Annotated in this window: 25 protein-coding genes and 1 riboswitch; of the genes, 15 read left to right on the top strand and 10 right to left on the bottom strand. The window is 72.4% G+C overall.

What is annotated here, in order from left to right; translation table 11 throughout:
- Positions 1-111 precede the first annotated feature (111 nt).
- Genes trpD through ACOKGD_RS05765 form a run of 3 tightly spaced genes read left to right on the top strand, consistent with a single transcriptional unit; the run spans position 112 to position 3423 of the window.
- The gene (gene trpD / locus ACOKGD_RS05755) at positions 112-1182 is read left to right on the top strand and encodes an anthranilate phosphoribosyltransferase (protein ID WP_342335165.1); all 1071 of its coding nucleotides are present in this window, start codon (positions 112-114) and stop codon (positions 1180-1182) included.
- A gap of 1 nt (position 1183) precedes the next feature.
- The gene (locus ACOKGD_RS05760) at positions 1184-2176 is read left to right on the top strand and encodes a PHP domain-containing protein (RefSeq protein WP_342335164.1); all 993 of its coding nucleotides are present in this window, start codon (positions 1184-1186) and stop codon (positions 2174-2176) included.
- A complete protein-coding gene (locus ACOKGD_RS05765) occupies positions 2173-3423 on the top strand; it encodes an MFS transporter (protein WP_342335163.1) in 1251 nt (416 codons plus the stop codon). The genes ACOKGD_RS05760 and ACOKGD_RS05765 overlap by 4 nt, the downstream gene beginning before the upstream one ends.
- A 32-nt stretch (positions 3424-3455) precedes the next feature.
- Here ACOKGD_RS05765 and ACOKGD_RS05770 read toward each other — a convergent pair whose 3' ends face one another.
- Genes ACOKGD_RS05770 through ACOKGD_RS05785 form a run of 4 tightly spaced genes read right to left on the bottom strand, consistent with a single transcriptional unit; the run spans position 3456 to position 10156 of the window.
- On the bottom strand, positions 3456-4388 hold the full coding sequence (locus tag ACOKGD_RS05770) for a 5'-3' exonuclease (protein ID WP_342335162.1): 933 nt from the start codon (positions 4386-4388) through the stop codon (positions 3456-3458).
- A gap of 49 nt (positions 4389-4437) precedes the next feature.
- Positions 4438-7839: an error-prone DNA polymerase gene (locus ACOKGD_RS05775; RefSeq protein WP_342335161.1), complete on the bottom strand. Its 3402-nt coding sequence runs from the start codon at positions 7837-7839 to the stop codon at positions 4438-4440.
- Positions 7839-9425, bottom strand: coding sequence for a DNA polymerase Y family protein (locus ACOKGD_RS05780; RefSeq protein WP_342335159.1), 1587 nt, complete (start codon positions 9423-9425; stop codon positions 7839-7841). The genes ACOKGD_RS05775 and ACOKGD_RS05780 overlap by 1 nt, the downstream gene beginning before the upstream one ends.
- Positions 9422-10156: a hypothetical protein gene (locus ACOKGD_RS05785; RefSeq protein WP_342335158.1), complete on the bottom strand. Its 735-nt coding sequence runs from the start codon at positions 10154-10156 to the stop codon at positions 9422-9424. The genes ACOKGD_RS05780 and ACOKGD_RS05785 overlap by 4 nt, the downstream gene beginning before the upstream one ends.
- A gap of 176 nt (positions 10157-10332) precedes the next feature.
- On the opposite strand from ACOKGD_RS05785, the gene ACOKGD_RS05790 reads away from it, so the two are divergent.
- The gene (locus tag ACOKGD_RS05790) at positions 10333-10686 is read left to right on the top strand and encodes a helix-turn-helix domain-containing protein (RefSeq protein ID WP_342335157.1); all 354 of its coding nucleotides are present in this window, start codon (positions 10333-10335) and stop codon (positions 10684-10686) included.
- Between the two features lie 97 nt (positions 10687-10783).
- On the opposite strand, the gene ACOKGD_RS05795 is transcribed toward ACOKGD_RS05790, so the two are convergent.
- Genes ACOKGD_RS05795 through ACOKGD_RS05805 form a run of 3 tightly spaced genes read right to left on the bottom strand, consistent with a single transcriptional unit; the run spans position 10784 to position 12767 of the window.
- On the bottom strand, positions 10784-11089 hold the full coding sequence (locus tag ACOKGD_RS05795; protein WP_342335155.1) for a hypothetical protein: 306 nt from the start codon (positions 11087-11089) through the stop codon (positions 10784-10786).
- A gap of 10 nt (positions 11090-11099) precedes the next feature.
- Complete coding sequence (locus ACOKGD_RS05800; RefSeq protein ID WP_342335154.1) at positions 11100-12017, bottom strand: hypothetical protein; 918 nt, start codon at positions 12015-12017, stop codon at positions 11100-11102.
- Positions 12018-12074: 57 nt separating this feature from the next.
- The gene (locus ACOKGD_RS05805; protein WP_342335153.1) at positions 12075-12767 is read right to left on the bottom strand and encodes an NTP transferase domain-containing protein; all 693 of its coding nucleotides are present in this window, start codon (positions 12765-12767) and stop codon (positions 12075-12077) included.
- A 189-nt stretch (positions 12768-12956) separates the two neighbouring features.
- Between ACOKGD_RS05805 and ACOKGD_RS05810 the strand changes: the two genes are divergently transcribed.
- The 3 genes from ACOKGD_RS05810 to ACOKGD_RS05820 are packed head-to-tail and all read left to right on the top strand — an operon-like array spanning position 12957 to position 16071.
- Positions 12957-14219 (top strand): ATP-binding cassette domain-containing protein, encoded by a 1263-nt coding sequence (locus tag ACOKGD_RS05810; protein WP_342335151.1) that lies wholly within the window; start codon positions 12957-12959, stop codon positions 14217-14219.
- Between the two features lie 11 nt (positions 14220-14230).
- Positions 14231-15766 carry a hypothetical protein gene (locus ACOKGD_RS05815; RefSeq protein ID WP_342335149.1) on the top strand — a complete coding sequence of 512 codons (1536 nt, stop codon included), beginning with the start codon at positions 14231-14233 and terminating at the stop codon, positions 15764-15766.
- A gap of 38 nt (positions 15767-15804) precedes the next feature.
- Complete coding sequence (locus ACOKGD_RS05820; protein ID WP_342335148.1) at positions 15805-16071, top strand: DUF3039 domain-containing protein; 267 nt, start codon at positions 15805-15807, stop codon at positions 16069-16071.
- Between the two features lie 22 nt (positions 16072-16093).
- Here the strand turns inward: ACOKGD_RS05820 and ACOKGD_RS05825 are convergent, their stop codons facing one another.
- The gene (locus ACOKGD_RS05825; protein ID WP_342335146.1) at positions 16094-17425 is read right to left on the bottom strand and encodes a nicotinate phosphoribosyltransferase; all 1332 of its coding nucleotides are present in this window, start codon (positions 17423-17425) and stop codon (positions 16094-16096) included.
- A gap of 70 nt (positions 17426-17495) precedes the next feature.
- Between ACOKGD_RS05825 and murI the strand changes: the two genes are divergently transcribed.
- From murI to rdgB, 3 genes are read left to right on the top strand one after another with little or no spacing between them, the layout of a single operon-like run.
- Complete coding sequence (murI, locus tag ACOKGD_RS05830; RefSeq protein ID WP_342335145.1) at positions 17496-18329, top strand: glutamate racemase; 834 nt, start codon at positions 17496-17498, stop codon at positions 18327-18329.
- Positions 18330-18366: 37 nt separating this feature from the next.
- Positions 18367-19116, top strand: a complete 750-nt coding sequence (rph, locus tag ACOKGD_RS05835; RefSeq protein WP_342335144.1) for a ribonuclease PH — start codon at positions 18367-18369, stop codon at positions 19114-19116.
- A gap of 2 nt (positions 19117-19118) precedes the next feature.
- Complete coding sequence (gene rdgB / locus ACOKGD_RS05840) at positions 19119-19709, top strand: RdgB/HAM1 family non-canonical purine NTP pyrophosphatase (protein ID WP_342335143.1); 591 nt, start codon at positions 19119-19121, stop codon at positions 19707-19709.
- Positions 19710-19724: 15 nt separating this feature from the next.
- On the opposite strand, the gene ACOKGD_RS05845 is transcribed toward rdgB, so the two are convergent.
- Positions 19725-20351, bottom strand: a complete 627-nt coding sequence (locus tag ACOKGD_RS05845; protein ID WP_342335142.1) for a LysE family transporter — start codon at positions 20349-20351, stop codon at positions 19725-19727.
- 61 nt (positions 20352-20412) lie between these two features.
- Positions 20413-20477, top strand: a riboswitch (guanidine-III (ykkC-III) riboswitch).
- An 8-nt stretch (positions 20478-20485) separates the two neighbouring features.
- Here ACOKGD_RS05845 and ACOKGD_RS05850 point away from each other — a divergent pair.
- From ACOKGD_RS05850 to ACOKGD_RS05870, 5 genes are all read left to right on the top strand, one after another.
- Positions 20486-20812, top strand: a complete 327-nt coding sequence (locus ACOKGD_RS05850; RefSeq protein WP_342335140.1) for a DMT family transporter — start codon at positions 20486-20488, stop codon at positions 20810-20812.
- Between the two features lie 90 nt (positions 20813-20902).
- Entirely contained in the window at positions 20903-21358 is a 456-nt protein-coding gene (locus tag ACOKGD_RS05855) for an OsmC family protein (protein ID WP_342335139.1), read from the top strand.
- Positions 21355-21714, top strand: coding sequence for a hypothetical protein (locus tag ACOKGD_RS05860; protein WP_342335138.1), 360 nt, complete (start codon positions 21355-21357; stop codon positions 21712-21714). Before ACOKGD_RS05855 ends, ACOKGD_RS05860 begins: the two co-directional genes overlap by 4 nt.
- 8 nt (positions 21715-21722) lie before the next feature.
- Positions 21723-22406, top strand: coding sequence for an ArsR/SmtB family transcription factor (locus ACOKGD_RS05865; RefSeq protein ID WP_342335136.1), 684 nt, complete (start codon positions 21723-21725; stop codon positions 22404-22406).
- A gap of 77 nt (positions 22407-22483) precedes the next feature.
- Positions 22484-23386, top strand: coding sequence for a cation diffusion facilitator family transporter (locus tag ACOKGD_RS05870; RefSeq protein WP_342335135.1), 903 nt, complete (start codon positions 22484-22486; stop codon positions 23384-23386).
- Here the strand turns inward: ACOKGD_RS05870 and ACOKGD_RS05875 are convergent.
- Positions 23383-25803, bottom strand: a complete 2421-nt coding sequence (locus tag ACOKGD_RS05875; RefSeq protein WP_342335133.1) for an ATP-dependent DNA ligase — start codon at positions 25801-25803, stop codon at positions 23383-23385. The genes ACOKGD_RS05870 and ACOKGD_RS05875 overlap by 4 nt on opposite strands.
- Between the last annotated feature and the right edge of the window lie 38 nt (positions 25804-25841).

The following is a 25841-nucleotide window of genomic DNA, read 5'->3' on the forward strand; positions in this document are numbered from 1 at the left end:
CCCGGAGCGTGTTTTCGGCAACTTCGACGTCTTGTCGAAATACCCATCCTCTGGCGCGGCTGTGGCGTGCTCGTGAAAGGCCCGTGAATCCGCCTGAGTAGGATCGCTCGTATGGCGGAACCGACCTGGCCGGATGTGCTCACGACCGTTCTCTCTCGCGCGAACCTCAGCGTGTCGGAGGCCACCTGGGCCATGCGCCAGGTGATGGAGGGGCGTGCCACGGCGGCGCAGCTGGGCGGCTTCCTTCTCGCGCTGCGTGCCAAGGGCGAGACGGTCGAGGAGATCATCGGCTTCCGCGACGCGATCCTGGATGCGGCCGTGCCGCTGGATGTGGACCCGAACGTCCTCGACATCGTGGGGACCGGCGGCGACCGCTTCGGCACCGTGAACATCTCGTCCACCGCGTCGATCGTCATCGCGGCGACCGGGGTTCCCGTGGTGAAGCACGGAAACAAGGCCGCCAGCTCGAAGTCGGGCTCGTCGGACGTGCTGAGCGCGCTCGGCATCGACCTTCGCCTTCCTCCGGAGGCGGTCGCGGGGGTGCTCGATCGCGCCGGCATCACGTTCGCGTGGGCCGCCGCCTTCCACCCCGGGTTCCGCCACGCGGGCGCCGTGCGCGCCGAGCTCGGCGTGCCGACGGTCTTCAACTTCCTGGGGCCGCTCGTGAACCCCGCCCGCGCCGAGGCCAACGCGGTCGGCGTGGCGAACCTCGATGTGGTGCCCCTCATCACCGGCGTCTTCCGCACCCGCGGCGCCACCGCGCTGGTGTTCCGCGGCGAGGACGGCCTCGACGAGCTGACGACGACGGGGTACAGCCGGATCTGGGAGGTCTCGCGCGGCGACGTGCACGAGTTCGACATCCACCCGCGCGACGTCGGCCTCGCCACCTCGAAGATGGACGACCTGCTCGGCGGCACCCCGGACCACAACGCCGACGTGCTGCGCCGCACGCTCGCGGGGGAGACCGGGCCGGTGCGGGACATCGTCCTCCTCAACGCGGCCGCGGGCATCGTCGCGTACCGCCTGTCGCAGGATCCGACGCAGATGCAGCGGGGAATGGTCGAGCGCCTCGTGGAGGCGCTCGGCGAGGCCGCGGCGGCGATCGACGACGGCCGGGCGACGGCCAAGCTCGCCCAGTGGGTGGACGCGTCGCAGCAGCTGGGGACGGCGCCCGAGGCGTGACATGGACCCGATCGATGCGCTGAACGAGATCGCCTTCCTGCTGGAGCGCGAGCGCGCGTCGAAGTTCAAGGCCAAGGCGTTCCGCACCGCCGCGGCGACCGTCGCGGGGCTCGACGAGGTGGCACGGACGGATCCGGATCGCCTGCGCCGGGCGAAGGGCATCGGCGACTCGACGTTCGCCGTGATCGAGCAGGCCCTCTCGGGGCGGGTGCCCGACTACCTCACCGACCTGCGCGAGCGGATGGGCGATGTCCGCCGCTCGGAGCTGCGGGGGCTGCTGCGCGGCGACCTGCATGCGCACAGCGACTGGTCCGACGGCACCACGCCGATCGACCAGATGGTCGCCGCCGCGCGGAGCCTCGGCCACGAGTACCTGGCGCTCACCGACCACTCGCCGCGCCTGAAGGTCGCACGAGGCCTCTCGCCCGAACGGCTGCGAGAGCAGCTCGAGGTGGTCGCGGGCTTCGAGTTCGACGACTTCTCGCTGCTCAGCGGCATCGAGGTGGACATCCTGAGCGATGGCGGCCTCGACCAGGAACCCGAGCTGCTCGATGAGCTCGACATCGTCGTCGCCTCCGCGCACTCCGAGCTGCGGATGGAGTCGGTCGCCATGACGAAGCGGCTCGTGGCCGCGGTGTCGAACCCCCGCGTGACGGTGCTCGGGCACGTGACCGGCCAGCTGGTCTCGGGGTCGCGGGGAACCCGGCCGCCGTCGACCTTCGACCCGCGTGCCGTGTTCGAGGCGTGCGCCGCGCACGGCGTCGCGGTCGAGATCAACTCGCGGCCCGAGCGTATGGATCCGCCGGACGAGCTCATCACCCTGGCGCTGGAGCTCGGCTGCCTCTTCTCCATCGACAGCGACGCGCACGCCCCCGGGCAGCTGTCGCTGCTGGATCACGGCGCCGAGCGCGCCGAGCGCCTGGGGGTCCCCGCCGAGCGCATCGTGACCACGTGGCCGCTGCCGCGGCTGCGCGCCTGGGCGTGGGGAGCATGACGCGGCCCTCGCTCCCGCGTGGTCGCGCCTTCCCCTGGCTGGTCATCTCCGGAGTGCTGGTCGCCGCGCTGAGTCTGCGCGGACCGATCCTGTCGGTGACGCCGGTCCTGCGCGACATCGCGCAGGACTACGGGCTCGACGGCGCGACCGCGTCGCTGCTGACCACCTTCCCGATCCTGATGTTCGCCGCGATCACCCCGGTCGCGGCCGTTGTGATCCGGCGGGCGGGCGCGGAGCTCGCGCTGATGGCCTGCCTCGTCGGCGTCGCCGCGGGCACCCTGCTGCGCACGATCCCAGGATTCGGGTGGATGCTCGTCGGGATGATCGTGATCGGCGCGGGGATCACGATCGGCAACGTGGTGATCCCGGTGATCATCGGGCGAGACGTGCCGGGGCGCCAGGTCTCGACCGTCACCGCGGCGTACACCGCCGCGCTCAACGGCGGCTCGCTGCTGACGACGCTCACGACCGCGAGCATCGCGGAGGCGACCGGCTGGCCACTCGCGCTGCTGCTGTGGATCGCGTTGACCCTGCTGGGGATCGCGCTGTGGGGCCTGCATCTGTGGCGCGACCGGATTCCCGGCGTGCGCTGGGACGAGCGCGCGACCGACGCCCGGCCGGGGGCGGGGCCCTCGGACGTCGCGTCGCTGACAGGGCCCGTGCCCGTGATGAACGGCCGCGGCGAGGTGCTGCGCAACCCGATCGTGTGGCTGCTGGTCGCGGCGTTCGCGTGCCAGTCGGCGGGCTACTACGGGATGTCCACGTGGCTCCCCGCCATGCTCGGCGACATGACCGGCAGCGAACCCGCCGGCGCCGGGGCGCTCGCGTCGATCTTCCAGGGGGTGGCGATCGCCGGGGCGTTCGTGGTGCCGGCGCTCGCGCGCTGGCTGCCGCTGGCGGTGCCGGCGGCCGTCGTCGCGGCGTGCTGGATCGCGCTGTCGACCGGGATGCTGCTCGCCCCCGATCTCTTCCCGCTGTGGGTGTCTCTCGGTGGCGTCGCGCACGCGGGCGGCTTCGTGGTGATCTTCACCGTGATGGTGGCCATCGCGCGGTCGTCGGCCGAGGCCGCCGCGATGTCGGCGCTTGTGCAGGGGGCGGCCTACCTCGTCGGCGCGTCGAGCGGGCCGATCCTCGGCGCGGTGCACGAGGCGACGGGCGGATGGACGGCGCCGCTGACCATCACGCTCTCGCTGGCGGTCGGGTTCACGGTGTGCCTGCTGACCGCCGTGTCGCGCGTTCGACGCTGACCGCGGTGTCGCGCGTTCGGCGCTGAGCGCGATCAGGCCCGCGAGGCGCCCGAGAGCGCGGTGAGCGCGCGCTCCATCGAGCCGCCGAGGTTCCACCGCTCGGCGAAATGACGCGCGCGCTCGATCGCCGTGTCATCGAGCCGCGGGATCTCGTCCGCCACGTCGCCGAGGGTCAGGTCGGTGGCCACGGCCACGACCTTGGGGGCGACGTCGAGGTAGTCGGCCGCGGCGGCGAACTTCGCGCGGATGCCGGCGGACATCCCCTCGCCGGCCGCGGCGGCGGCGCGGATGGCGGTCAGGTCGCCGTGGGCGGCGAGGAGTGTGGCGGCGCCCTTGTCTCCCACGCCCTTCACCCCCGGCAGGCCGTCCGAGGCATCGCCCCGCATCGTCGCGAAGTCGGCGTACTGCGCGGCATGCACCCCGTACTTCGACACCACGACGTCGTCGGTGACGATCTCGAGGTTGCTCATGCCGCGGGCGGTGTAGATGACGCGCACGTCGCGGGCGTCGTCGACGAGCTGGAACAGGTCGCGGTCGCCCGTGACGATGTCGACGGGCCGGGTGGCGCGCGTGGCCAGGGTGCCGATCACGTCGTCGGCCTCGTGCTCGGCGGCGCCGACCGTCGCGATGCCGAGCAGCGCGAGCGCCTCGCGGATGATCGGCACCTGCACCTCGAGCGGATCCGGCACCTCCTCGACGTCCGGCCCGGCCGCGATGACCTCGACCACACGGTGCGCCTTGTACGACGGGATCAGGTCGACGCGCCACTGGGGGCGCCAGTCGTCGTCCCAGCAGGCGACGAGGTGGGTGGGCTCGTACAGGGTGACGAGCTTCGCGATGATGTCGAGCAGCCCGCGCACCGCGTTCACGGAGGTGCCGTCGTCGGCGCGGACCTTGTCGGGCACTCCGTAGAAGGCCCGGAAGTAGAGGGAGGCGGTGTCGAGCAGCATCAGGCGCGAGGTCACGGGGTCAGTCTTCCAGGTGGGGCGGACATCGCCAGAGCGCGAGTGCGGATCAGCGGAAGTCGCGGGCGTGGTGGGACACGCCGACGCGGAGATCCTCGAAGGCGTCGGCGAGGAGGTTGGTGACGCCCTCGGGGGAGCGCTCGAGGATGCCGCGGGCGATGAGGGCGGGACTGTCGCGCACCACGCGGCGGTAGCGATTCCAGACGCCGACCGAGCAGATCACGTTGACGAGCCCATGCTCGTCCTCGAGGTTGAGGAAGGTCACCCCGGACGCGGTGGCGGGCCGCTGACGGTGGGTGACGAGGCCGGCGACCTCGACGCGGCGGCCGGTCTCGTGCGCGCGCATCCGCTCGGAGGAGAGGACCCCCCGGGCATCGAGCGCCCCCCGGAAGTGGGTGAGCGGGTGATCCGTCGTCGAGATCCCGGTCGCCCACAGGTCGGCGGCCAGCTGCTCGTAGCTCGTCGGGTCGGTGAACAGCGGAGGCTGGACACCGTCGACGCCGAGCGGTGCAACCGTGTGCGGAAGGAACTCGGGGCGATCCTGCGCGGCGGATCCTGCCAGCCAGATCGCCTCGCGGCGGGACAGCCCGAGGCACTCGAACGCGCCGGCCGTGGCCAGCGACTCGAGGTGCTTCTGCGTGATGCCGGTGCGTCGCACGAGCTCGTGGAGATCGCGATACGAGCCGCCGCGCTCGCGCTCGGCCACGATGCGCTGCGCCGTCTCGGCGCCGATGCCGGTGACGGCGCCGAGGCCCAGCCGCACGGCGAACCGCCCGTCGCGGCGGTGCGCCAGCGTCTCGTCCGGCGCCCTCCGATCGAACGGCCCGGGGGCCGGATGCACGCGGGGGAGGCAGGCGTCGAGCCCCGTCGTCCCCGATTCGTCGCCGACGGGCTCCAGCCCCTCGGTCGCACCGGAGCGGTTGATGTCGGGGCGGCGCACCTCGACGCCGTGCCGGCGGGCGTCGGCGGTGAGGGTGGCGGGGGAGTAGAAGCCCATCGGCTGGGCGCGCAGCAGGCCGGCGAGGAAGGCGGCGGGATAGTGCAGCTTGATCCACGACGACGCGTAGACGAGCAGGGCGAACGAGAGCGAGTGCGACTCGGCGAAGCCGAAGTTCGCGAACGCCTGGATGCGGGAGTAGATGCCGTCGGCGAGATCGCCGGTGATCCCGTTCGACTCCATCCCGGCATAGAGCTTCTCGCGCAGCTTCTCGATCTTCTCCTTGCCGCGCTTGGACCCCATCGCGCGGCGCAGCAGATCCGCATCCTCACCCGAGCACTCGCCGACGGCCATGGCCATCTGCATAAGCTGCTCCTGGAACACGGGGATGCCCAGGGTGCGCCGCAGCACGGGCTCCAGCTTGGGATGGTCGTAGGTGACCTTCTCGACGCCCATCTTGCGTCGCACGAAGGGGTGCACCGCCCCGCCCTGGATCGGGCCGGGCCGGATCAGCGCGATCTGGATCACCAGGTCGTAGAACCGCCGCGGCTGCAGGCGCGGCAGCAGACCCATCTGCGCCCGCGACTCGACCTGGAACACCCCGATCGAGTCGGCGCGGCAGAGCATGTCGTAGACCGCGGCCTCCTCCTTCGGCAGGGTGTGCAGCGTCCACTCCTCGCCCGTGGATTCGCGGATGAGATCGAAGCAGTGCTGCAGGGCGGCGAGCATGCCGAGACCCAGCAGGTCGAACTTGACCAGCCCCATCCACGCGGCGTCGTCCTTGTCCCACTGGATCACGGTGCGATCGGCCATGCGCGCATGCTCGATCGGCACGACCTCGCCCACGGGCTGCTCGGTGAGGACCATGCCGCCGGAGTGGATGCCCAGGTGCCGCGGAGCCTTCAGCAGCTCGGATGCGTACTCGATCACCTGATCCGGGATGTCGTGATCCGGCCCGGTCTCGAGGCTCGCGCCCCAGCCCTCGACCTGCCGTGACCAGGCGTCCTGCTGGCCGGGTGAGAAGCCGAGCGCACGGGCCATGTCGCGTACGGCGTTCTTCGGGCGGTACTGGATGACGTTCGCCACCTGAGCGGCGTTCTCGCGTCCGTACTTCTCATAGACCCACTGGATGATCTCCTCGCGCCGGTCGGAGTCGAAGTCGACGTCGATGTCGGGCTCCTCGTCGCGCATGGTCGAGAGGAAGCGCTCGAACGGCAGGTTGTACGCGATCGCGTCGACCGCGGTGATCCCGAGCAGATAGCAGACTGCGCTGTTGGCCGCGGATCCGCGCCCCTGGCACAGGATCCCGCGGCGCCGTGCCTCGGCGACGATGTCGTGCACGATCAGGAAGTAGCCGGGGAAGTCCTTCTGCTCGATGACCCGCAGCTCCTTCTCGATGCGGAGCCGGTCGTCCTCGGCGAGCTCGGGGTACAGGTGCGGCACGGCATCCCAGACGAGCGTGCGCAGCCACGACATGGGGGTGTGCCCGGCCGGCACCTTCTGCTTGGGGAGCGCGGGCTTCATGCGCCGCAGGGGGAACGCCAACTCGTCGGCGAGCTCGACGGTGCGGGCGACCGCGCCCGAGTACCGCGCGAAGCGGGCGGCCATCTCGGCGCCGCTGCGCAGGTGCGCCGAGGCGTGCGAGGGCAGCCAGCCGTCGAGGTCGGCCATGCTGCGGGTGGCGCGCACGGCGGCGACCGCGGCCGCCAGCCGCGCCCTCTCGGGTGAGGAGTAGTGCGCGTTGTTCGTCGCGAGCACCGGCAGGCGCCGCGAGGCGGCCAGGGCGGCGAGGGCGTCGTTGCGCCGGGAGTCGAGGGGATCGCCGTGGTCGGTCAGCTCGACCTGCACGTTGTCGTTGCCGAACAGATCGACGAGCCGGTCGAGGGCGGCGCCCGCATCGCCGTCCTGTGCGAGCGCCTGCCGCACGGCGCCCTTGCGGCAGCCGGTGAGGATCGTCCAGTGCCCGTCCGCCTGCTGGGCGAGCTCGTCGAGGTCGTAGAACGGGCGGCCTTTCTCGGCGCCGCGCAGCTGCCCGTGGGTGAGGGCGCGGGCGAGGCGGCGATAGCCCTCCTCTCCCCGGGCGAGGACAAGCAGATGTTCGCCCACCGGATCAGCCACGCCGTTCTGCGGGGAGAGCAGTCCGAGGGACAGCTCGGCGCCGAAGACGGTCTTCACCGCGGTCTCCTCGGCCGCCTCGGCGAAGCGCACGAGGCCGTAGAACCCGTCGTGATCGGTGACGGCGAGGGCGTGCAGGCCGAGACGCTCGGCCTCCTCGACCAGGTCCTCGGGGGAGGAGGCGCCGTCGAGGAACGAGAACGACGAGTGCGCGTGCAGCTCGGCGTAGGGGACGGCGTCGTCGGGGCGTTCGACCGGAGGCGCCTCGTACGCCTCGCGCTTGCGGCTCCGGGCCGGGCTGTCGCCGCCGTCCGCACCGGCGGGGCGGGAGTCGGGCCGGCGGCCGCTGAGCGCGCGCTCGAGCTCGGACCACGACACCGGAGGGTTCTGCCAGCCCATCAGCTGTACCGGCCTTCCACCCACCAGCGCTCGTCCTCGAGCACCAGAAGCCAGGCCGTCTGATCGGCATCGACTACCTGGAAGCGGTGCGCGTGGCGCGCCCGGGACGGATCCCACTGTCTCTCGATCACGGGCCAGGGCCCCGCCCACGCCGTGACCCGGCGTCCGTCGAGCGCCACCGGGGGAGCGGACACGCCGCCGCGCTCATCGACGGCGACGGGGGATCCGTCGCCCCCGACGACCACGGCGGGGCGTCGCGGCCGGTACACCTCGCTCGGGAGGGGCTGGGGGAGGCTTCCCGGCCACGGCAGGTCACGGGGGTGGGTCGGACGCTCGGCATCGCCCCATGGCACACGGCGCTCGCGCTCGCTGAGCCATCGGCCGCCGGCGAGCATCGGGGTGACCACGCCGCGGTGGCCGAGCATGGCCTGCACACGCGACATGGCGTGGTGCAGTCGCTCGTCGGGCCCCTGTCCGATGAGGGCGGGCTGGTGATGGGAGGTGTCGTCGACGGCCTCGGGCTCGATGCGCACCAGGGTGACGCCGCCGTTCTCGCCGCCGAAGGGGACATCGCCGTCGAGGGTGGCCTGCAGCTGCCAGCGCACGCGGTCGACGAGGGAGACGGCGTCGAAGCATGTGGGATGCAGCCACGTGCGCTCGCTGCGCCCGCCGCGATCGTCGAGCAGGGTGATCCGCACCTCGGTGCAGACGAGGGATGCCTCGTCGAGGCCGGCGATGACGCCGTCGGCGGTGGTGCGCACCGCGAACGCGACCTGATCGGCGATCTCCAGCGGCTGCTCGAACTCGATCTCTCGCGAGAGCTCGGGCGGCGGGACGCGCGGCACCACCGGACGCGAGTCGGATCCCCCCGCTAGCGCGTGCAGGCGGGCGCCGTGGTCGCCCAGGCGATCGCGCACCGCCGCGAGCTCGAGCGCGGCGAACTCGCCCAGCGTCTGCACCCCCAGCCGGGCGAGGAGGGCGACGAGGTCGTCGTCGTTCAGCGCGGCGATCGTCAGCGGTGAGAGGAACGCGGCCGAGGCGCCGCGGGGCACGACCCGGATCGAGGCGGGGCTCATCAGCCGTGCGGCCTGCTCGGCCGTGAACAGCCCGTCGGCGACGCCCGCGCGCGCGTCCGGGATGCCGCAGGCGGCCAGCTCGTCGAGCAGAGCGCTCGCCGCCGGCTCCTCGCCGCCGAAGTACCGGGCAGGGCCCCGGGCGCGCACCGCGAACAGCCCCGGTCGCAGGGACTGGACCCCGGGGGTGAGTCGCTCGATGCGCGAGAGGATGGGGCTGAACGCTCTCTCGTCGCGGCCCGGATCGGCGGGGACGAGCCGCAGTCGCGGGCAGGCGCCCTGGGCATCACGGCGGCGCTGGCCGCGACGGACGCCCTCGCGGCGGGCGCTGGCCGAGCAGGCCACGACCCGGTTCGCGTGCATGATCGCGATGGGCTGCTCGATGGCCGCCGCCCCCGGGTCGGCCGCCTCGGGGGCGCGCGCCGCGGCCCGCGCCTCGCTGCGGGTGAGCGCCGCGACGGGCCAATCGGGCAGCCAGACGACGATCGCCCGGGTCGGGGGGACGGTGCTCATCCGGCCACCGCCGAGAGTCGCGCCACGGGGCGCCATGCCGGGCGTGCGGTGCCCACGGCCGCCGCCGGGGCGCCGAGGGGGCCGGGAAGCTGCACGCGCACCGTGCGGGGCACGGGGAAGCGGCGCCCGGTGGCCGAGATCGTGACCTCGCGCGCGGCGAGGAGGCCGTGCCCCTGGCCCAGCCCCGTCCAGGCGGGGTCGCGGACGGTCAGGGTGGCCTCGGCCTGCGGCCAGACGCCCTGCACGAGCAGCACCCCTCCGCGATCGCGCAGCTTCGCTCCCACCCGAGCGGTGTCGGACTCGCGGGCCGCGCGAGGCGGCCGCACGGCGACGACCGGGAAGACCTCGGCGACGGCCGACGCCACGGCGAGCCAGCGCTCACCCGGGTCGGGCACCAGGGCGAAGCGCTCGAGATCGACCCCGTAATCCTCGGCGGCCTCGGCGGCCAGCTCGGGCATCCCGATGGCGGCGCACCAGGATCCGGCACGCGAGGGAGCGGACATCAGCGCGAGCAGCAGGCTCGTGGACGTGTCGAGGCTGTAGACCGAGCCCGGCCGCAGCCCGCCTTCGGGGAACAGGGGAGCAAGCGTCTGATGCACCGGCATCGCCTCGACCTGCGCGCTGCGGCGCTGCATGCGCGTGATCTGCGCGCGCAGTCGCTGCACATCGGCCCGCACCTGCGGTGCTTCCTGCGCCGCTCCCGCTCGGGAGGCGGTCTCGTGAAGTGCCATCCCCATCCCTCAAGAATAGAACCGATGTTCGAAGAAGTCGATCTCGTGAAGAACGCTAGTTCGTACATCCGACATTCACCCCGGGAGGCCCGATGGGTGGGTGCGGGGAGGTCGGCGGGGATGGTGGGCAGATGTGCCCCATTCTGGATGACGAGATATCACCGACGATGAAGACCATGACAGAGCCAAGTTCCCCCGTGCGGCTGGTCGATCCTCAGTCCCCTGCGGCCGCGAAGGTCGGCGAGCGCATCGCAGCGCTGCGCCGAAGCGCCCGCCTGAGTCGCCCCACCCTCGCCGACTGCGCCGATCTCGACGTCCGCCACCTGCAGCGCATCGAGCGCGGTCACGGCAACCCCACCCTGCTGAGTCTCATGCAGATCGCGGTCGCCCTCGAGGTCCCCCTCTCGCACCTCGTCGAGGACCTGGTGCCCGAGGATATGCCCGGCACCCGTCGCCCTTACGGGCACACCACCCGCGACATGCAGACCCGCCGCCGTTATTACGCAGGCAACGGAGCCCTCGACTACTGACAACAGCCCGACACCCCGACACCCGGCCCCGTGCCGACCGAAGGCCGCTCCGACGACGGGGCGGCCTTCGTCGTGACCTCCTCCGTGACGGGGCCGGTCAGATCACGAACGACCACGCCCATTCGCGATCGTCGTCCGGACGGAACCAGGCCACCGTGACGGTCGTGTCGTCGAGATCGCAGCCGCAGAGACAGAGCTCGCGGCACTCGCCGGGCCGGACCCCTCCCCAGGTCTCCGTGCCGGGCAGCTCTGTCGTGTCGGCGACGTACACCCGCACGTACTGAAGCGGCTCCGCGCCGGCGTTGCGCAGGATCGGATGCGCGGGATCGTCGCGGTCGATGAGCCAGGGCACGCGATACGCGCACGGAACGGGTCGTTCGGAGGGATCGAGGGCGCGCAGCATGCGCCCGACGCTACGAGCGCTCGTCGGCTTCCGGGTGGCCCTCGGGCGATTCTGGGGATGACTCGATGGCATCCGCCGCGGGGGACGAGCGTCGCGGGATGGCGCGGCCCATGAGGGAGCCCGCCGACCGCACGCGACGCACCAGGGTGTGCTCGATGCGCTCGGCGCCCGGCATGGGCTCCAGCTCCTGCGGCAGCACCGCGGGCGGGGCGCCGAACGCCTTGCGCGAGGCGACGACCACCCGGCGGCCGAGGATGTGATTGCCGGCTCCGCCGATCGCGGCGCCCACGCCGAACGGCATCGCCTTGCCGATCAGCGAGGCCCCGCCCTTCTTCGCGAAGAAGGTGATGAACGACGCCTTCAGGCGATCGAGGAGGGGCGCGAGACTCGCGCGGGGCAGGGTCTTGGTGACCAGCTCGCCCCAGTACGTGGATCGGCTGCCGGACCCGCTCGCCTGCTTCGCGAGCTGGCGGACGAGGTTGACGCCCTCGTCGCCGAGCATCAGCGTCATCACGAGGGCGCGGGCGCGATCCGGCGAGTCGATCGAGATGCCGTGCACCTCGGCGAGCGACTGGGCGAACAGGGCGGTGGTCTCGAGGAACCCGACCGTCTCCGCCCCGGACAGGCCGAGCGTCACGACGGTGCCGATGCCGGGCACCACCGCGGTCGCGCCGACCGCCGCGCCGCCGGTGGTGACCGCCGTCAGATACCGCTGCTCGAGGATGCGGATGAGCTGCGCGGGCGTGGCGTCGGGGTGGCGCAGCCGCACGGAGCGGATGTGCGCGACGACCACCGGGCGCTGGACGCGGATCACCCTGTCGAGCACACGCACCACGAAGGGATGGTCTTCGTGCCCCGCGGGCGGCAGACCGCCCTGCCAGACGGCGTCCTCCGGCAGCGAGTGGATCTTGTGGATCTTCTCGGTCACGGCGCGATCCTAGGAGGCGAACCCTCGAGGGTCACCCAGGAGCTCCTGCGGAGCGGGTCAGACGTACTCGTTGGCGTGGACCAGGTCCTCGGCCGTGTCGATCTCGACGGCGTAGAGGTCCGAGATGTTCATCGGCTGGAGCTGGATGCCGTCGTGCTGGATCGCCAGCTCGAGGCCGCGCTCGAAGTAGTCCTGGTCGTCGACACGGGCCAGGTGGCGCATGAAGGCGGGCTTGTCGGCGCTCGAGATGTAGTTGATGCCCACCGCCTCGCCGATGCCGCCCACCACGTTCTTCGACAGCTCGGCGATGTGGCCGTTCGCGTCGATCGTGTACTTGACCTCCTCGTCCGACACCTTCGCGGTGTTGACGGTGACGAAGGAGCGGTCCTGCTCGAGGAAGGGCATCGCGCGGCCGAGGACGCGCGGGTCGAAGACGACGTCGCCGTTCATCCAGAGCACGCCCTTGCGGCCGGTCGCCTGGAGGGCGCGCAGCAGGCTCTTCGAGGTGTTGGTCTGGTCGTAGCGCTCGTTGTGCACGTACGTGGCGTCGGGGAACGCGTCGATGATCGTCTCGGCGCGGTAGCCGACGACCTTCGTCACGTGGGCCTCGGGGCCGAACGCGGCGGCGATGTTGTCGCGCTGCTGGCGCATGATCGAGCGGCCGTCGTTGAGCTCGGTGAGCGGCTTCGGAAGCGCGCGGCCGAGGCGGGAGCCCATGCCGGCGGCGAGAATGACGATGCGGAAGTTCATGTGTTGCGCCTCCTGAAGTGCGGTATTCGCGGTCGGTTCACCGACCGGTCACCTCTTTGTGCATCCCCAGAGTAGCCAGACTTGCCTGAGAACGGGCAGAGATGTGCTCTGATCGGCCGTTATGCCGTCCGGATGACTCGACGGACAGGGATCCGGGCACCCGTCCGCCGCGGTTGCTACGGTGAACGGGTGAGCACTTCGCCGGGGGAAGACGACGCAGGCACCGCGGACTCGAGAGAGGACGCCGCGGGTCAGCGCCCGGCGGGCAAGCGCCCGGTGGCCAAGCGGCCGGCCCCGAAGCGGAAGGTCGGCAAGCGTCCGTCCCGTCCCGTTCCCGCCGAGGCGGCGCCCCAGGCCCAGCCGGAGGTCGCGACCACCGCGGTCGATCTGCTCGAGCCCCAGGAGAGCGCTCCGGATCTCGCGGCGCCCGCCCCGGAACCCGATCTCGAGCCCGAGATCGGCGGGGTCCTCCCCACGGACACCCCCGCTGAGCCGGAAGCCGAGGCCCCGGAGCCCCGGGAAACCGCGGTGGAGATCCCGGACCCTGAGGCCGAGGAGCCCGTGGTCGACGACGTCGAACGCGCCGATGAGGATGCAGCTCCCGCGATCGAGGACTCCGCGCTCGAGACCTCCGCGGTCGAGGACTCGGCGGCAGAGGATCCGGCGCCGGTATCGCAGGCGGCCGCAGGCGCCCCTCCGGCCCTGGTGCTGCGCGGCGTCTCGCGCTCGTACGGCGGATCCACCGCGGTCGCGGGCATCGACCTGACGATCCCGGCGGGCTCGTTCTACGGGCTCGTCGGCCCGAACGGCGCGGGAAAGACCACCACGATGGCGATGATCGCGGGCCTGCTGCGCCCCGACCGCGGCGAGATCCAGGTCGGCGGCATCGACCTCGCGAAGAACCCGCGCGCGGCGAAGGCGATGCTCGGCGTCCTGCCCGACCGGCTCCGGACCTTCGACCGCCTCACCGGTCGCCAGCTCCTCTACTACTACGGCGTGCTCCGCGGCCTGAAGCCCGCCGTGGTCGCCCAGCGCACGGCCGACCTCGCGCGCGCCTTCGACCTGACCGAGGCGCTCGGGCGCGTGGTGTCCGACTACTCCGCCGGCATGACCAAGAAGGTCATGCTCGCGGGAGCCATGATCCACTCGCCGCGACTGCTCGTCCTCGACGAGCCGTTCGAGGCGGTCGATCCGGTGTCGTCGGCGAACATCCTCGAGATCCTGAGCGCGTACGTCGCGCACGGCGGCACGGTGCTGCTGTCGAGCCACGGCATGGATCTGATCGAGCGGGTCTGCACGCGGGTCGCGGTGATCGTCGGCGGGCAGCTGCTCGCCGAGGGCACGGTCCAGGAGGTGCGGGGCGAGATGACCCTCGAGCAGCGCTTCGTCGAGCTGTCCGGCGAGGTCAGCAGCATGGAGGGCCTCGAGTGGCTGCACACGTTCTCGGACTGAGACTGGCCATGATGACCGGGTCCCTGCGGGGCCCGGCATCGCGCATCGTCGCCCGCGCCTTCGGTCTCGTGGTGCTCGCGGTCGTCGTCGTCGCGGTGTGCCTCAGCACCCTGACGCTCACCGGCGCTCCTGTTCCCGTGGCGTTCGCGCTGCTGGTGCTCGCCGGATCGGCCATCACGCTGTCGTTCGCGCTGGCCCCCGTGATCGCGGGGGCGGCGGATCCGCTCGATCCCCGCCGGTTCGCCGTGCTCGGGCTGTCGTCGCGGTCGCTCGCATGGCAGCTGGTGGGTGCCGGGTTCGTGAGCGTCCCGGTGCTCGCTGTGCTCGCCTTCGACATCTGCGCGGCCGTCGTGTGGACCTCGCACGGCGTTCCCGGCCTCGTGAGCGTCCTCACCGCGCTCCTGCATGTCGCGACGTGCGTGCTCGTGGCCCGCCTGAGCCTCGCCTTCAGCGCGGCGGTGCTGCGCCCGCGCCGCACCCGCGAGCTCTCGGGCCTGTTCGTGCTCGGCGTCGTCGTCGTGCTGGTGCCGGTGATCGTCTTCCTCTCGTCGCTCGAGTGGCGGGGGCAGGTGCCGAGCGCCCTCGCCACCGCGGCCGACGTGCTCGGGCGCACCCCGCTGGGCGCCGCGACCGCCCTGCCGGGCGGGATCGCCCTCGGAGACGGGGGCTCGGCCTGGGCCTCGGCCGTGATCGCCCTGGCGACCGTCGCGGCCGCCGCCTGGGGCTGGATGGCCGTCGTCGAACGGGCGCTGTCGACCATCGAGAACCCCGCATCGGCCACCGGCCGCGGCGGCCTCGGCTGGTTCGCCGTCGTCCCCGGCACGCCGGGGGGCATGATCGCCGCTCGCTCGCTTGTGTACTGGCTGCGCGACAGCCGCTACATCGCCAACTTCGCGATCGTGCCGATCGTGGGCCTGCTGCCGACGATCCCGCTGCTCGTCGCGGGCGTCCCGGGGCCGATCGCCGCCCTCGTGCCCGTGCCGATCATCGCCCTCTTCCTCGGATGGCTCCCGCACAACGACATCGCCTACGACTCGAGCGCCGTGTGGGTGCACATCGCCAGCGGCGTCCGTGGTCTGCCCGACAGGATCGGGCGGCTCGTTCCCGTGATCCTGGTCGCGGTCCCGGTGCTGGCGGTCGCGATCCCCGTCTCCACCGCCTTGTACGGGCGGTGGGCCGTGCTGCCGGCGATCATCGGCGTGGCGGCGAGCCTCTTCCTCGCGGGCCTCGGGCTGTCGAGCATCTCGTCCGTGATCGCCCCGTATGCCGTCTCGCGGCCGGGTGACAGCCCGTTCCAGCAGCCGCAGCGCGCCGACTCCACCGGGGTGGGGGCGCAGGCGCTGGTGATGCTCGGCGCGATCGTGCTGAGCGCGCCGGCGCTGTGGTTCGGATGGCTGACCGTCACCTCGGACGTGTCCTACGCCGACACCGCCCTGTGGAGCGGCCTCGGCGTCGGAGCCGTGGTGCTGATCCTCGGTGTGGGGGTCGGATCCTGGATCTTTGAGCGCAGCGACGAGCGGATCATGGCGTTCGCGGGCACCACCTGACGCCCTCCGGCCTCGGCCCACGCGTAGAATCGGGCGCTATGAGCACCCCCCTCGACACCCCTGGCGACGGCGGCACCGCCCTTCTGGATCGCGAGCTCGAGAAGCTCCTCGAAGAGGAGCACGTCGAACCGGGGGATCACGAGCGCTTCTCGCACTACGTGAAGAAGGAGAAGATCCTCGAGTCGGCGATCACGGGAAAGCCCGTGCGCGCGCTGTGCGGCAAGAAGTGGACGCCCGGTCGCGACCCGGAGAAGTTCCCGGTCTGCCCGACCTGCAAAGAGATCTACGAGTCGCTGAACAAGTAGGCCCGGCGACGCGAGCCGCGGCTCAGCGCTCGCCGGCGTCGGTGTAGACCGTCGGGATCCCCGGATCCGACCGGCTGAGCGCCAGGGCGCGGATCGGCAGCTCCTCGCGGACCCGCAGGTGGTGCTCGCGCGCCGCCTGCACGCCGGCGGGGCCCTCGTGCTCGGACACCGGCTCTCCGTCGACGACGAGCGGCACCTGCAGGGCGCGCGCGTCGGGGTAGGCGGAGGCGGGGCGCAGCTGCTCGAACCCGTCGGCGACCTCGACGTGCTCTCGGACGGCGGTGCCGTTCTCAAGCACGCGGAAGGCGCTCTTGCGCCCGCCCTGGGATCCCTTGCCCTCGGCCGTCTTGGACACCGAGACCCACCCGCCGTCCGAGCCCTGACGGGCCACGAGCTTGTAGACCATGCCGGCGGCGGGGTGGCCGGATCCGGTGACGACCGACGTGCCCACGCCGTAGGCGTCGACGGGGGAGGCCGCCAGGGCGGCGATGGCGTACTCGTCGAGGTCGCTGGTGACGGTGATCCGGGTGCCGGTGGCGCCGAGCTCGTCGAGGTGCGCGCGCACCGACGCGGCCACCGTGGGCAGATCGCCCGAGTCCAGGCGCACACCCCCCAGACCCGTGCCGGCGACGCGGATGGCGGTCTCGACGCCCGCGGCGATGTCGTAGGTGTCCACGAGCAGCGTCGTGTCGGTGCCCAGGGCCTCGACCTGCGCGCGGAAGGCGTCCTCTTCGCTGTCATGCAGCAGCGTCCAGGCGTGGGCGGCGGTGCCCATCGTCGGGATGCCCCAGGTGCGACCCGCCTCGAGATTGCTGGTGGCGTTGAAGCCGGCGATGTACGCCACGCGCGCCGAGGCGACGGCGGCCGCCTCGTTCGTGCGGCGCGACCCCATCTCGGCCAGCGGCCGATCGCCCGCGGCGATGCTCATGCGCGCGGCGGCGGTGGCGACGGCCGAGTCGTGGTTGAGGACGCTGAGCGCGAGCGTCTCGAGGATCACCGCGTCGGCGAAGCTGCCCTCCACGGTGAGGATCGGGGAGCCGGGGAAGTACAGCTCGCCCTCGCGGTAGCCGGTGATGGACCCGGTGAAGCGGTAGTTCTCGAGGTAGGCGACGGCCTCGGGGCTGACCACGGCGGCGTCGCGGAGGAACCGCAGCTCGGCCTCGTCGAACCGGAAGTCGCGCAGCAGGCCGAGCAGTCTGCCCGTCCCGCCGACCACGCCGAAGCGGCGCCCTCCCGACAGGCGCCGGGCGAACAGCTCGAAGACGCAGTGACGCCGGGCGGTGCCGTCGCGCAGCGCGGCGTCCAGCATCGTCAGCTCGTAGCGGTCGGTCAGCAGGGCCGTCGAGGTGCTCACGTCAGCCACCCTAGTTCCCCGGCGGCGTCCTGCGACCGGGGAGTTCGGCCGCCAGGTAGGCTCGAACACCATGAACGACGCGCCGATCGGGATCTTCGACTCCGGAGTCGGGGGGCTCACCGTCGCCCGGGCGATCGGCGATCAGCTGCCGCGCGAGTCGATCCTGTACGTGGGCGACACGGCGCATTCGCCGTACGGCCCCAAGCCCATCGCCGACGTCCGCCGCTACGGGCTCGAGGTGCTCGACACCCTCGTCGACCAGGGCGTGAAGATGCTCGTGATCGCCTGCAACACCGCCTCGGCCGCGCTGCTGCGAGACGCGCGGGAGCGCTACTCGGTGCCCGTCATCGAGGTGATCGGCCCCGCCGTCCGCACCGCCCTGTCCACGACCCGCAACCGGCGGATCGGCGTGATCGGCACCGAGGGGACCATCGCGTCCGGCGCGTACCAGGACATGCTCGAGGTCAACCCCGGTGTGCAGGTGTTCACCGCGGCCTGCCCGCGTTTCGTCGAGTTCGTCGAGGCGGGCGACACCGACTCGGCCGAGGTGCTCGCGGCGGCCGAGGAGTACCTCGCCCCGCTGCGCGAGGCCGGCGTCGACACCCTGGTGCTGGGGTGCACGCACTACCCGTTCCTGAAGGGCGCGATCAGCTACGTGATGGGCCCGGACGTCTCGCTGGTCTCGAGCGACTCCGAGACGGCGAAGGACGTCTACCGGCAGCTCGTCACCCGCGACCTGCTCGCCCGCGCCGACGCCTCGCCGCATCACGAGTATGAGGCGACGGGAGCGGCGACGGAGGACTTCATCCGCCTCGCCAACCGCCTGCTCGGCCGCGAGGTGCGCGATGTCCGCCTCGTGCGCACCGGCACCATCGACCTCTCCGCGCTCGACGCGCGATCCTGATCCGTTCTCGACTCCACCGATCCACCTGGGAGACACCATGACCACCCGCGCCGACGGCCGTACGCACGACCAGCTCCGCCCTGTCACCATCGAGCGCGGCTGGAGCAGCCAGGCCGAGGGCTCGGCCCTCATCAGCTTCGGCGGCACCAAGGTGCTGTGCACCGCGTCGTTCACGAACGGCGTGCCGCGCTGGCTCACCGGCAAGGGCAAGGGCTGGGTCACGGCCGAGTACGCGATGCTGCCCCGCGCCACGAACTCGCGCAACGACCGCGAGAGCGTGAAGGGCCGGATCGGCGGCCGCACGCACGAGATCTCGCGCCTCATCGGCCGCGCGCTGCGCGCCGTCGTCGACACCAAGGCGCTCGGCGAGAACACCATCGTCATCGACTGCGACGTGCTGCAGGCCGACGGCGGCACGCGCACCGCCGCGATCACCGGCGCCTACGTGGCCCTCGCGGACGCGATCGAGTGGGGCCGCAGGAACAAGTTCATCGGGCAGAAGTCGCAGGTGCTGCGCGACTCGGTGTCGGCGATCTCCGTCGGCATCATCGACGGCACCCCGATGCTCGACCTGCCCTACGTCGAGGACGTGCGCGCCCAGACGGACATGAACGTCGTCGTCACGGGATCCGGCAAGTTCGTCGAGGTGCAGGGCACCGCCGAGGGCGCGCCCTTCGACAAGGCCGAGCTCGACGCGCTGCTCGAGCTGGCGCTGGCCGGCACCGCGCGCCTGCGCGGCTTCCAGCTCGCCGCGCTCGAGCAGGCCCCCGTCGAGACCGAGGCCTGAGCATGCAGGTGGTGCTCGCCACGCACAACGCGCACAAGGTCGCCGAGATCCAGGCCATCATCGCGCGGGTGCGCCCGGACATCGAGGTCATCTCGTACGACGGCCCCGAGCCGGTCGAGGACGGCATCACGTTCGCCGAGAACGCGCTCATCAAGGCGCGCACGGCGGCGGCACACACGGGCCTCATCGCCCTGGCGGACGACTCGGGCGCGAGCGTCGACGTGCTCGGCGGGTCGCCCGGGGTGTTCTCCGCGTACTGGGCAGGCCACGCCAAGGACGACGCGGCGAACATGCTGCTGCTGCTCGACCAGCTCTCCGACATCAAGGACCCGCACCGCACCGCGCAGTACAACTCGACGATCGCGCTCGTCACGCCCGCGGGCGCGGAGCACACCGTCGAGGGCGTCTGGCCCGGCCGCCTCGCGACCGCGCCGCGGGGAGCGGGAGGGTTCGGCTACGACCCGATCTTCATCCCGGACGGTCAGGACGGCGACGAGCGCACCGTCGCCGAATGGACCGCGGAGGAGAAGAACGCCGTCTCCCACCGCGCCCGCGCCTTCGTCGCGCTCGAGCCGCTGCTCGCGGGGCTCTGACCCCGCGAGGCCGCGTCAGTGGACCGCGGCCAGCAGCACCCCGACGCCGACGAACATCGAGCCGAAGGTGCGGCTGAGCACCCGCTGGCCCCGGGCGCTGCGGGTCAGGCGCGCGATCGCCCGTGCCGCGGCGGCGAACACGAACCACATCACGGCGATGTCGATCGCGAAGACCGTGAGCGTGAGCACCGTGTACTGCTCGACGAGCGGTCGGTCCGGGCGGATGAACTGCGGGACGAAGGCGAGGAAGAACACGATCGCCTTCGGGTTCGTGAGGTTCACGAGCACGCCCCGCCGGAACATCGACCAGCCGCTCTCGAGCGACAGCACGGCGGCGGTGGTCGCGTCCTGCTCGACCGGGCGGGCGAGGAACTGCCGCACCCCGAGGTAGATCAGGTAGGCCGCGCCCGTGTAGCGGATGACCTCGAACAGGATCGGGGAGCCCGCCACCAGCACGCCGACGCCCGCCGCGACGATCATGATGTGGGCCAGCAGCGCGACCTGCTGGCCGAGGATGCCCCACAGCGACCGACGCCAGCCCGACACGATGGCGTTCGACATCGTGTTGATGGCGCCCGCACCCGGCGTCAGGGAGATGAGGATTCCCGCGCCGACCAGTGCCAGCCAGAGCGTGAAGGTCATCCGTCCAGCGTACGGGCGCGTGCCTGCACCGGATCTGCACAGGCGGCGGTGAGATCCTGATCACGAGCCGGAGGTCAGGCTCCCGGACGATGGTCAAGTACCCGGTGTGCGACAGGACTTGCCAGGAGCGCGTTATGTCGTGGATCGTCCTCATCCTGTCCGGTGTCCTCGAGGCCGTGTGGGCCACCGCCCTCGGGAAGTCCGAGGGCTTCAGCAAGCCCGCGCCGACCGTCGTGTTCGGGGTCGCGATCGTGGCCAGCATGGCCGGCCTGGCGTGGGCCATGCGTGACATCCCCACGGCCACCGCCTATGCCGTCTGGGTCGGCGTCGGTGCCGCGCTGACCGTGATCTACGCGATGATCACGGGCGACGATTCCGTCTCGTGGGTGAAGATCCTCCTCATCGTCGGCCTCGTCGGCTGCATCGTGGGCCTCAAGCTCGTGGGCGACGCCGAGCACTGACCCGCAGCACCCGCCGCGTCCCCTCGGTCGCGATCCTTCTGCCGTGACACTTCGGCCGCCGCCGAAACGTCCTCGTCCTACGGTCGCGGTATGAGCGATCACACCTATACGACGGCCCTCGAGTGGAGCGGATCCACCGGCGCCGGCTACCGCGGCTACGACCGCGATCACACCCTGGGCCTCGGCGGCCAGAACCGGCTCGTCGCGAGCGCGGACGCCGCCTTCCGCGGCGACGGGCGGCTGCCGAACCCCGAGCAGCTGCTCGTCGCCGCGGCGAGCTCCTGCCAGCTGCTGTCGTTCCTCGCCGTCGCGGCGCTCGCGGGCGTCGACGTCGTGGGCTACGAGGACGCGGCGACCGGGCGGATGCCCGAGGGGGAGGCCCCGATGCGCCTCACCGAGATCGAGCTGCGGCCGGTGATCCGGGTCCGCGGCGCCGATGCGGGTGCCGTGGCGGCGCTCGTCGAGCGCGCGCACAACGAGTGCTACATCGCCCGCAGCCTCAGCGGGGTCGTGCGAGCGACGCCGCGGATCGAGGTGCTGGCGTGAACGACGTGCGGATCGCCGGAGTCGGGGGAGCGGCGGATCTCGCCCGGATCGGCGGCCTCCTGGGGCGCGCAGGCGTCGGCCTGGAGGGCGGCGGCATGTGGGGCGGCGTCGCCCACTACCTCGTCGACGATGGGGCGGCGGCACGAGCCGCGCTCGCGGCCGACGGATGGCGGGACGTGGAGGTGCGCGAGGCCGCGGTGGTGCCCCTCGACGCCGATGTGCCCGGCGCCCTGGGCCGCATGATGACGCGGCTCGCCGAGGCGGAGGTCGAGCTCGTCGCGCAGTACAGCGACCATCACAACCGCAAGGTGCTGGTCGGGGACGACGCGGACGCGATCCGCCGGGCTCTGCGATGATCGACGCCGTGGGATCCATCGCCGTGGAGGAGATCGGGCGCGCGCTCGCCGAGCCGGTGCGCCTGCGCATCCTCGTCGAGCTGCTGGGCGGGCCGCCGCTCCCGGCCGGCGCGCTCGCCGCGCGGGTCGGCGTCGCACCTTCGACCGTCAGCGCGCACCTGGCGCGGCTGGAGGACGCGGGGCTCATCGCGCTCGAGCGCCAGGGGAGGGCGCGCCTCGCCCGCCTCGCCGGCCCCGCGGTCGCCGACGCCGTGGAGTCGCTGCTGCGCCTGACGGGCGAGGCGGCCGTCAGCTCGTGGAGCGCGCACGACCGCCGGACGGCGATGCGCGCCGCGCGATCCTGTTACGACCACCTGGCAGGCCGCGCGGGCGTGGGGCTCGCCGACGCGATCCTCGAGCGCGGCTGGGTCGTGGACGGCGACGGCGTGTGGAGCGCCGCGGCCGGTGCTCCGGAGGGGATCTCGGCCCTCCTCGGGATCCCGGTGGAGGTCGCCCCGTCGCATCGCCCGATCCTGCGCCCGTGCGCGGACTGGACCGAGAGGAGGCCGCACATCGCGGGCCGGCTGGGGGAGGCGCTCCTCAGCGGGATGCTCGCCGCTGACTGGCTGCGCCGGCGCCGCGACGACCGCGCGCTGACGATCACGCCCCGCGGGCGCGAGGGGCTGGCGGCGCTGGCCATCGACGGCCTCTGATGAGACCGAGAACCGTCATCATTCCCGACTGACGGACACCGCCCTCACCGGGTGTCCGGCCGACATAGCCTGGAGCCATGCACGACCACGCGCACGGCATCCGGCAGGGCGACAATCGCCGCCTGCTCGCGGTGTCGCTGGCGATCACCGGCGTGGTGCTCGTTGTGCAGGTCGCCGGGGCGATCCTGACCGGATCGCTCGCGCTGCTCGCCGACGCCGCGCACATGCTGACCGATGCCGCGGCGCTGGTGATCGCTCTGGTGGCGAGCGCGGTGGCGGCGCGGCCCGCCGACGACCGCCGCACGTACGGGTACCAGCGCGCCGAGGTGCTCGGCGCACTCGTGAACGCCGTGGTGCTCATCGCGCTGAGCGTCGGGATCGTCGTCGAGGCCGTCTCGCGGCTCCTCGCCCCGGAACCGGCCCCCGTGGCGGGCGGCTGGATGCTCGCCGTGGCCGTCGTCGGCCTCCTCGCGAACATGCTCGCGGCCTGGCTGCTGCGGCACGCGCAGAAGCACAGCATGAACGTGCGCGGGGCGTACCTCGAGGTGATCGGCGACATGATCGGATCGGCGGCGGTCATCGTCGCGGCGATCGTGATCCTGCTCACCGGCTGGACCCGGGTCGACGCGATCGCGTCGCTGCTCATCGCGGTGTTCATCGTGCCGCGCGCGATCGGTCTGCTGCGCGAGGTGTTCTCCGTGCTGTCCGAGTCGGCGCCCGCCGGCACCGCGGTGGCCGACATCCGCACGCACCTGCTGCGGACCCCTGGCGTGCGCGATGTGCACGACGTGCACGTGTGGCAGCTCACCCGCGGGGCGCCCGTGTTCACGGCGCACGTGGTGGTCGAGCAGGAGGTGCTCGAGCGCGGCTCCGGGGCGCTGCTCACCCGGATGCAGGGGTGCCTCGCCGAGCACTTCGACGTCGCGCACTCGACGTTCCAGCTCGAGGCGGCCGGCCACGAGGAGCGCGAGCACCACTAGGACTCGCGGCGCACCTCGGCCGGTGCCTTGTCGGGGCGCAGGCCCCGCCAGCGCGGGTGGCGGAGGTGACCGCCGGGCGTCCATTCGGAGAACTCGACCTCGCCCACCAGCTCGGGGCGCAGCCAGATCACCCCGCGCGCGTCGAGCGCGGGCACATCGACCAGCGGGCATTCGTCGGAGTGCAGCGGCTCGAGCGTCTCCTGCACGCGCTTCAGCTCGCGGGTGTTGAACCCCGTGCCCACGCGCCCGATGTAACTCAGGCCGTCGTCGCCCGGGATGCCGAGCAGCAGCGACCCGAACGAGCCGGATCGCCCGCCGTTGCCCGGGCGGATCCCGGCGATCACCGCCTCCTGCGCGCGGGTCAGCTTGAGCTTCAGCCAGCGCTCGGATCGTCCGGAGCGATAGGGCGCGGACGGATCCTTCGCGACGACGCCCTCGAGGTCGTGGGCCCGCGCGAGGGCGAGCGCCTCGTCGATGTCGTCGAACACCGGCGGCACGTCGACGGCCGCGCCCGCCCCGGCGGCGATGCGCTCGAGGACCTCGCGACGCTCGGCGAGCGGGAGGCGCGTCAGGTCGGCGCCGTCGGCCGCGAGGGCGTCGAACAGGTACAGGCGCGCAGGGGTGCGGCGGGCCTCGGCGGTGATCTCTCCCGCCCGCGTCAGGTGCATGCGGTTCTGCAGCAGCGAGAAGCTGGGGCGGCCGTTCGGATCGAGCGCCACGATCTCGCCGTCGAGGATCGCGTCCTCGGCCGCGAAGGTCGCCGCCCCGGGCGCCGTGAGCTCGGGATAGCGGTCGGTGATGTCCGTGCCGCTGCGGGCGAAGAGGCGCAGCGATCCGCCCTCCCAGACGCCAAGGGCGCGGACGCCGTCCCACTTCATCTCGGCCCAGGATCCGGCCGGCGACGTGCGCGCGAGGGCCGGCGTCGAGGGCGAGGCGAGCATCGGCGGGGGCGGGGTCGTCGGGCCCGGGCCGCCGGCGGGGGACGGCGCCGACTCGTCAGCGGGCTCGGCCGGCGTGGCAGGGGCCGTGACCGTGTCGCCGGCCGGGGTGGGGGCGAAGGACGCGTTCTGATCCTTCATCCTGTGCAGCAGCCACTGCGACTTCTCGCCCGCGCCGGAGGTGCGCAGCAGCGCCAGGCGCACCGGGTCGCGGCGGCCGTGGAGCCGGAAGATGATCTCGTCGTCGCGCCACTTCTCGAGCTCGTACGTGCCCGTGTCCCAGATGTCCATGTGCCCGGCGCCGTACTCGCCGTGCGGGATGTCGCCTTCGAAGGTGGCGTAGGCGAGCGGGTGGTCCTCGGTCTGCACCGCGAGGTGGTTCTTCCCCGTGGTGTCCGGGACGCCCTTCGGCACCGCCCAGCTCGCGAGCACGCCGTCGCGTTCGAGCCGGAGGTCGTAGTGCAGGCGCCGGGCCTCGTGCCGCTGGATCACGAAGCGCGATCCGTCGGCCGACGGCGCCCCGCCCCCCATGGGCTCTGGCGTCTTCGTCGCATCGCGCTTGGCGACGTACGGGGCCAGCGCGGCCTCAGGGTCCTGGGCGTCGATCGGCGCGAGCGGGTCGCCGATCCGCTCCATGCGCTCGAGCACCTCGTCGAACAGCAGGTGCCGCAGGCCCGGGTCGTCGAGCTCTTCCCACGTGCGGGGGGCGGCGACCCAGGGGCGCGCGCGGCCGCGCAGCGAATAGGGGGCGATCGTGGTCTTCTTGCCGTTGTTCTGGCTCCAGTCCACGAGCACCCGCCCCGGGCGCAGGGCCTTGCTCATCGAGCTGACGACGAGGTCGGGGTGGTCGGCCTCCAGCGCCTGAGCGAGCGCCTTGGCGACCTGCGACACCTCGGCGCTCGTCTGCGATCCGGGCAGCCGGGCGTAGAGGTGGATGCCCTTGCTGCCGCTCGTCACCGGCAGCGGATCGAGCCCCATCCCGGTCAGGATCGACCGCGCCAGCCGGGCGACCTCGGCGCACTCCGGGAGGCCCATTCCGGGCCCCGGGTCCAGGTCGAGCACAAGCCGGTCGGGGTTCCCCGGGGTGCCGTCGGGTGCGAACCGCCACTGCGGCACGTGCAGCTCGAGGCTCGCGACCTGAGCGAGGTAGGCGAGGGTGGCCACCTCGTCGACGAGCGGATAGGCCTTGGCGCCGGTCGAGTGCTCGATCGTCTGACGCGGGATCCAGTCGGGGGCGCCGCGCTCGAGGTCCTTCGCGAAGAACGTCGGGAGCGGATCGTCGGCCGTCCCGACCCCCTCCACCCAGCGCTTGCGGGTGACCGGGCGGCCGGCGACGTGGGGCAGAAGCAGCGGCGCGATGGCGGTGACGTAGTGGATGACCTCGCCCTTGGTGGTGCCCGTCTCCGGGTAGAGCACCTTGTCGAGATTCGTGATGCGCAGGCGGCGGTCGCCGATCCGGACCGTCTGCTCACCCACCATGCGCTCAGCGTAATCAGCAGATCGGCCCGGATATCAAC

Origin of the sequence: Microbacterium phosphatis (assembly GCF_049177115.1) — a bacterium.
Lineage (GTDB): Bacteria > Actinomycetota > Actinomycetes > Actinomycetales > Microbacteriaceae > Microbacterium > Microbacterium phosphatis.

Coding starts and splice junctions, on each gene's coding strand:
- trpD (WP_342335165.1), top strand. CDS start 112: ATGGCGGAACCGACCTGGCCGGATGTGCTCACGACCGTTCTCTCTCGC.
- ACOKGD_RS05760 (WP_342335164.1), top strand. CDS start 1,184: ATGGACCCGATCGATGCGCTGAACGAGATCGCCTTCCTGCTGGAGCGC.
- ACOKGD_RS05765 (WP_342335163.1), top strand. CDS start 2,173: ATGACGCGGCCCTCGCTCCCGCGTGGTCGCGCCTTCCCCTGGCTGGTC.
- ACOKGD_RS05775 (WP_342335161.1), bottom strand. CDS start 7,839: ATGGGCTGGCAGAACCCTCCGGTGTCGTGGTCCGAGCTCGAGCGCGCG.
- ACOKGD_RS05780 (WP_342335159.1), bottom strand. CDS start 9,425: ATGAGCACCGTCCCCCCGACCCGGGCGATCGTCGTCTGGCTGCCCGAT.
- ACOKGD_RS05785 (WP_342335158.1), bottom strand. CDS start 10,156: ATGGCACTTCACGAGACCGCCTCCCGAGCGGGAGCGGCGCAGGAAGCA.
- ACOKGD_RS05790 (WP_342335157.1), top strand. CDS start 10,333: ATGACAGAGCCAAGTTCCCCCGTGCGGCTGGTCGATCCTCAGTCCCCT.
- ACOKGD_RS05795 (WP_342335155.1), bottom strand. CDS start 11,089: ATGCTGCGCGCCCTCGATCCCTCCGAACGACCCGTTCCGTGCGCGTAT.
- ACOKGD_RS05805 (WP_342335153.1), bottom strand. CDS start 12,767: ATGAACTTCCGCATCGTCATTCTCGCCGCCGGCATGGGCTCCCGCCTC.
- ACOKGD_RS05815 (WP_342335149.1), top strand. CDS start 14,231: ATGACCGGGTCCCTGCGGGGCCCGGCATCGCGCATCGTCGCCCGCGCC.
- ACOKGD_RS05820 (WP_342335148.1), top strand. CDS start 15,805: ATGAGCACCCCCCTCGACACCCCTGGCGACGGCGGCACCGCCCTTCTG.
- murI (WP_342335145.1), top strand. CDS start 17,496: ATGAACGACGCGCCGATCGGGATCTTCGACTCCGGAGTCGGGGGGCTC.
- rph (WP_342335144.1), top strand. CDS start 18,367: ATGACCACCCGCGCCGACGGCCGTACGCACGACCAGCTCCGCCCTGTC.
- rdgB (WP_342335143.1), top strand. CDS start 19,119: ATGCAGGTGGTGCTCGCCACGCACAACGCGCACAAGGTCGCCGAGATC.
- ACOKGD_RS05845 (WP_342335142.1), bottom strand. CDS start 20,351: ATGACCTTCACGCTCTGGCTGGCACTGGTCGGCGCGGGAATCCTCATC.
- ACOKGD_RS05850 (WP_342335140.1), top strand. CDS start 20,486: ATGTCGTGGATCGTCCTCATCCTGTCCGGTGTCCTCGAGGCCGTGTGG.
- ACOKGD_RS05855 (WP_342335139.1), top strand. CDS start 20,903: ATGAGCGATCACACCTATACGACGGCCCTCGAGTGGAGCGGATCCACC.
- ACOKGD_RS05870 (WP_342335135.1), top strand. CDS start 22,484: ATGCACGACCACGCGCACGGCATCCGGCAGGGCGACAATCGCCGCCTG.
- ACOKGD_RS05875 (WP_342335133.1), bottom strand. CDS start 25,803: ATGGTGGGTGAGCAGACGGTCCGGATCGGCGACCGCCGCCTGCGCATC.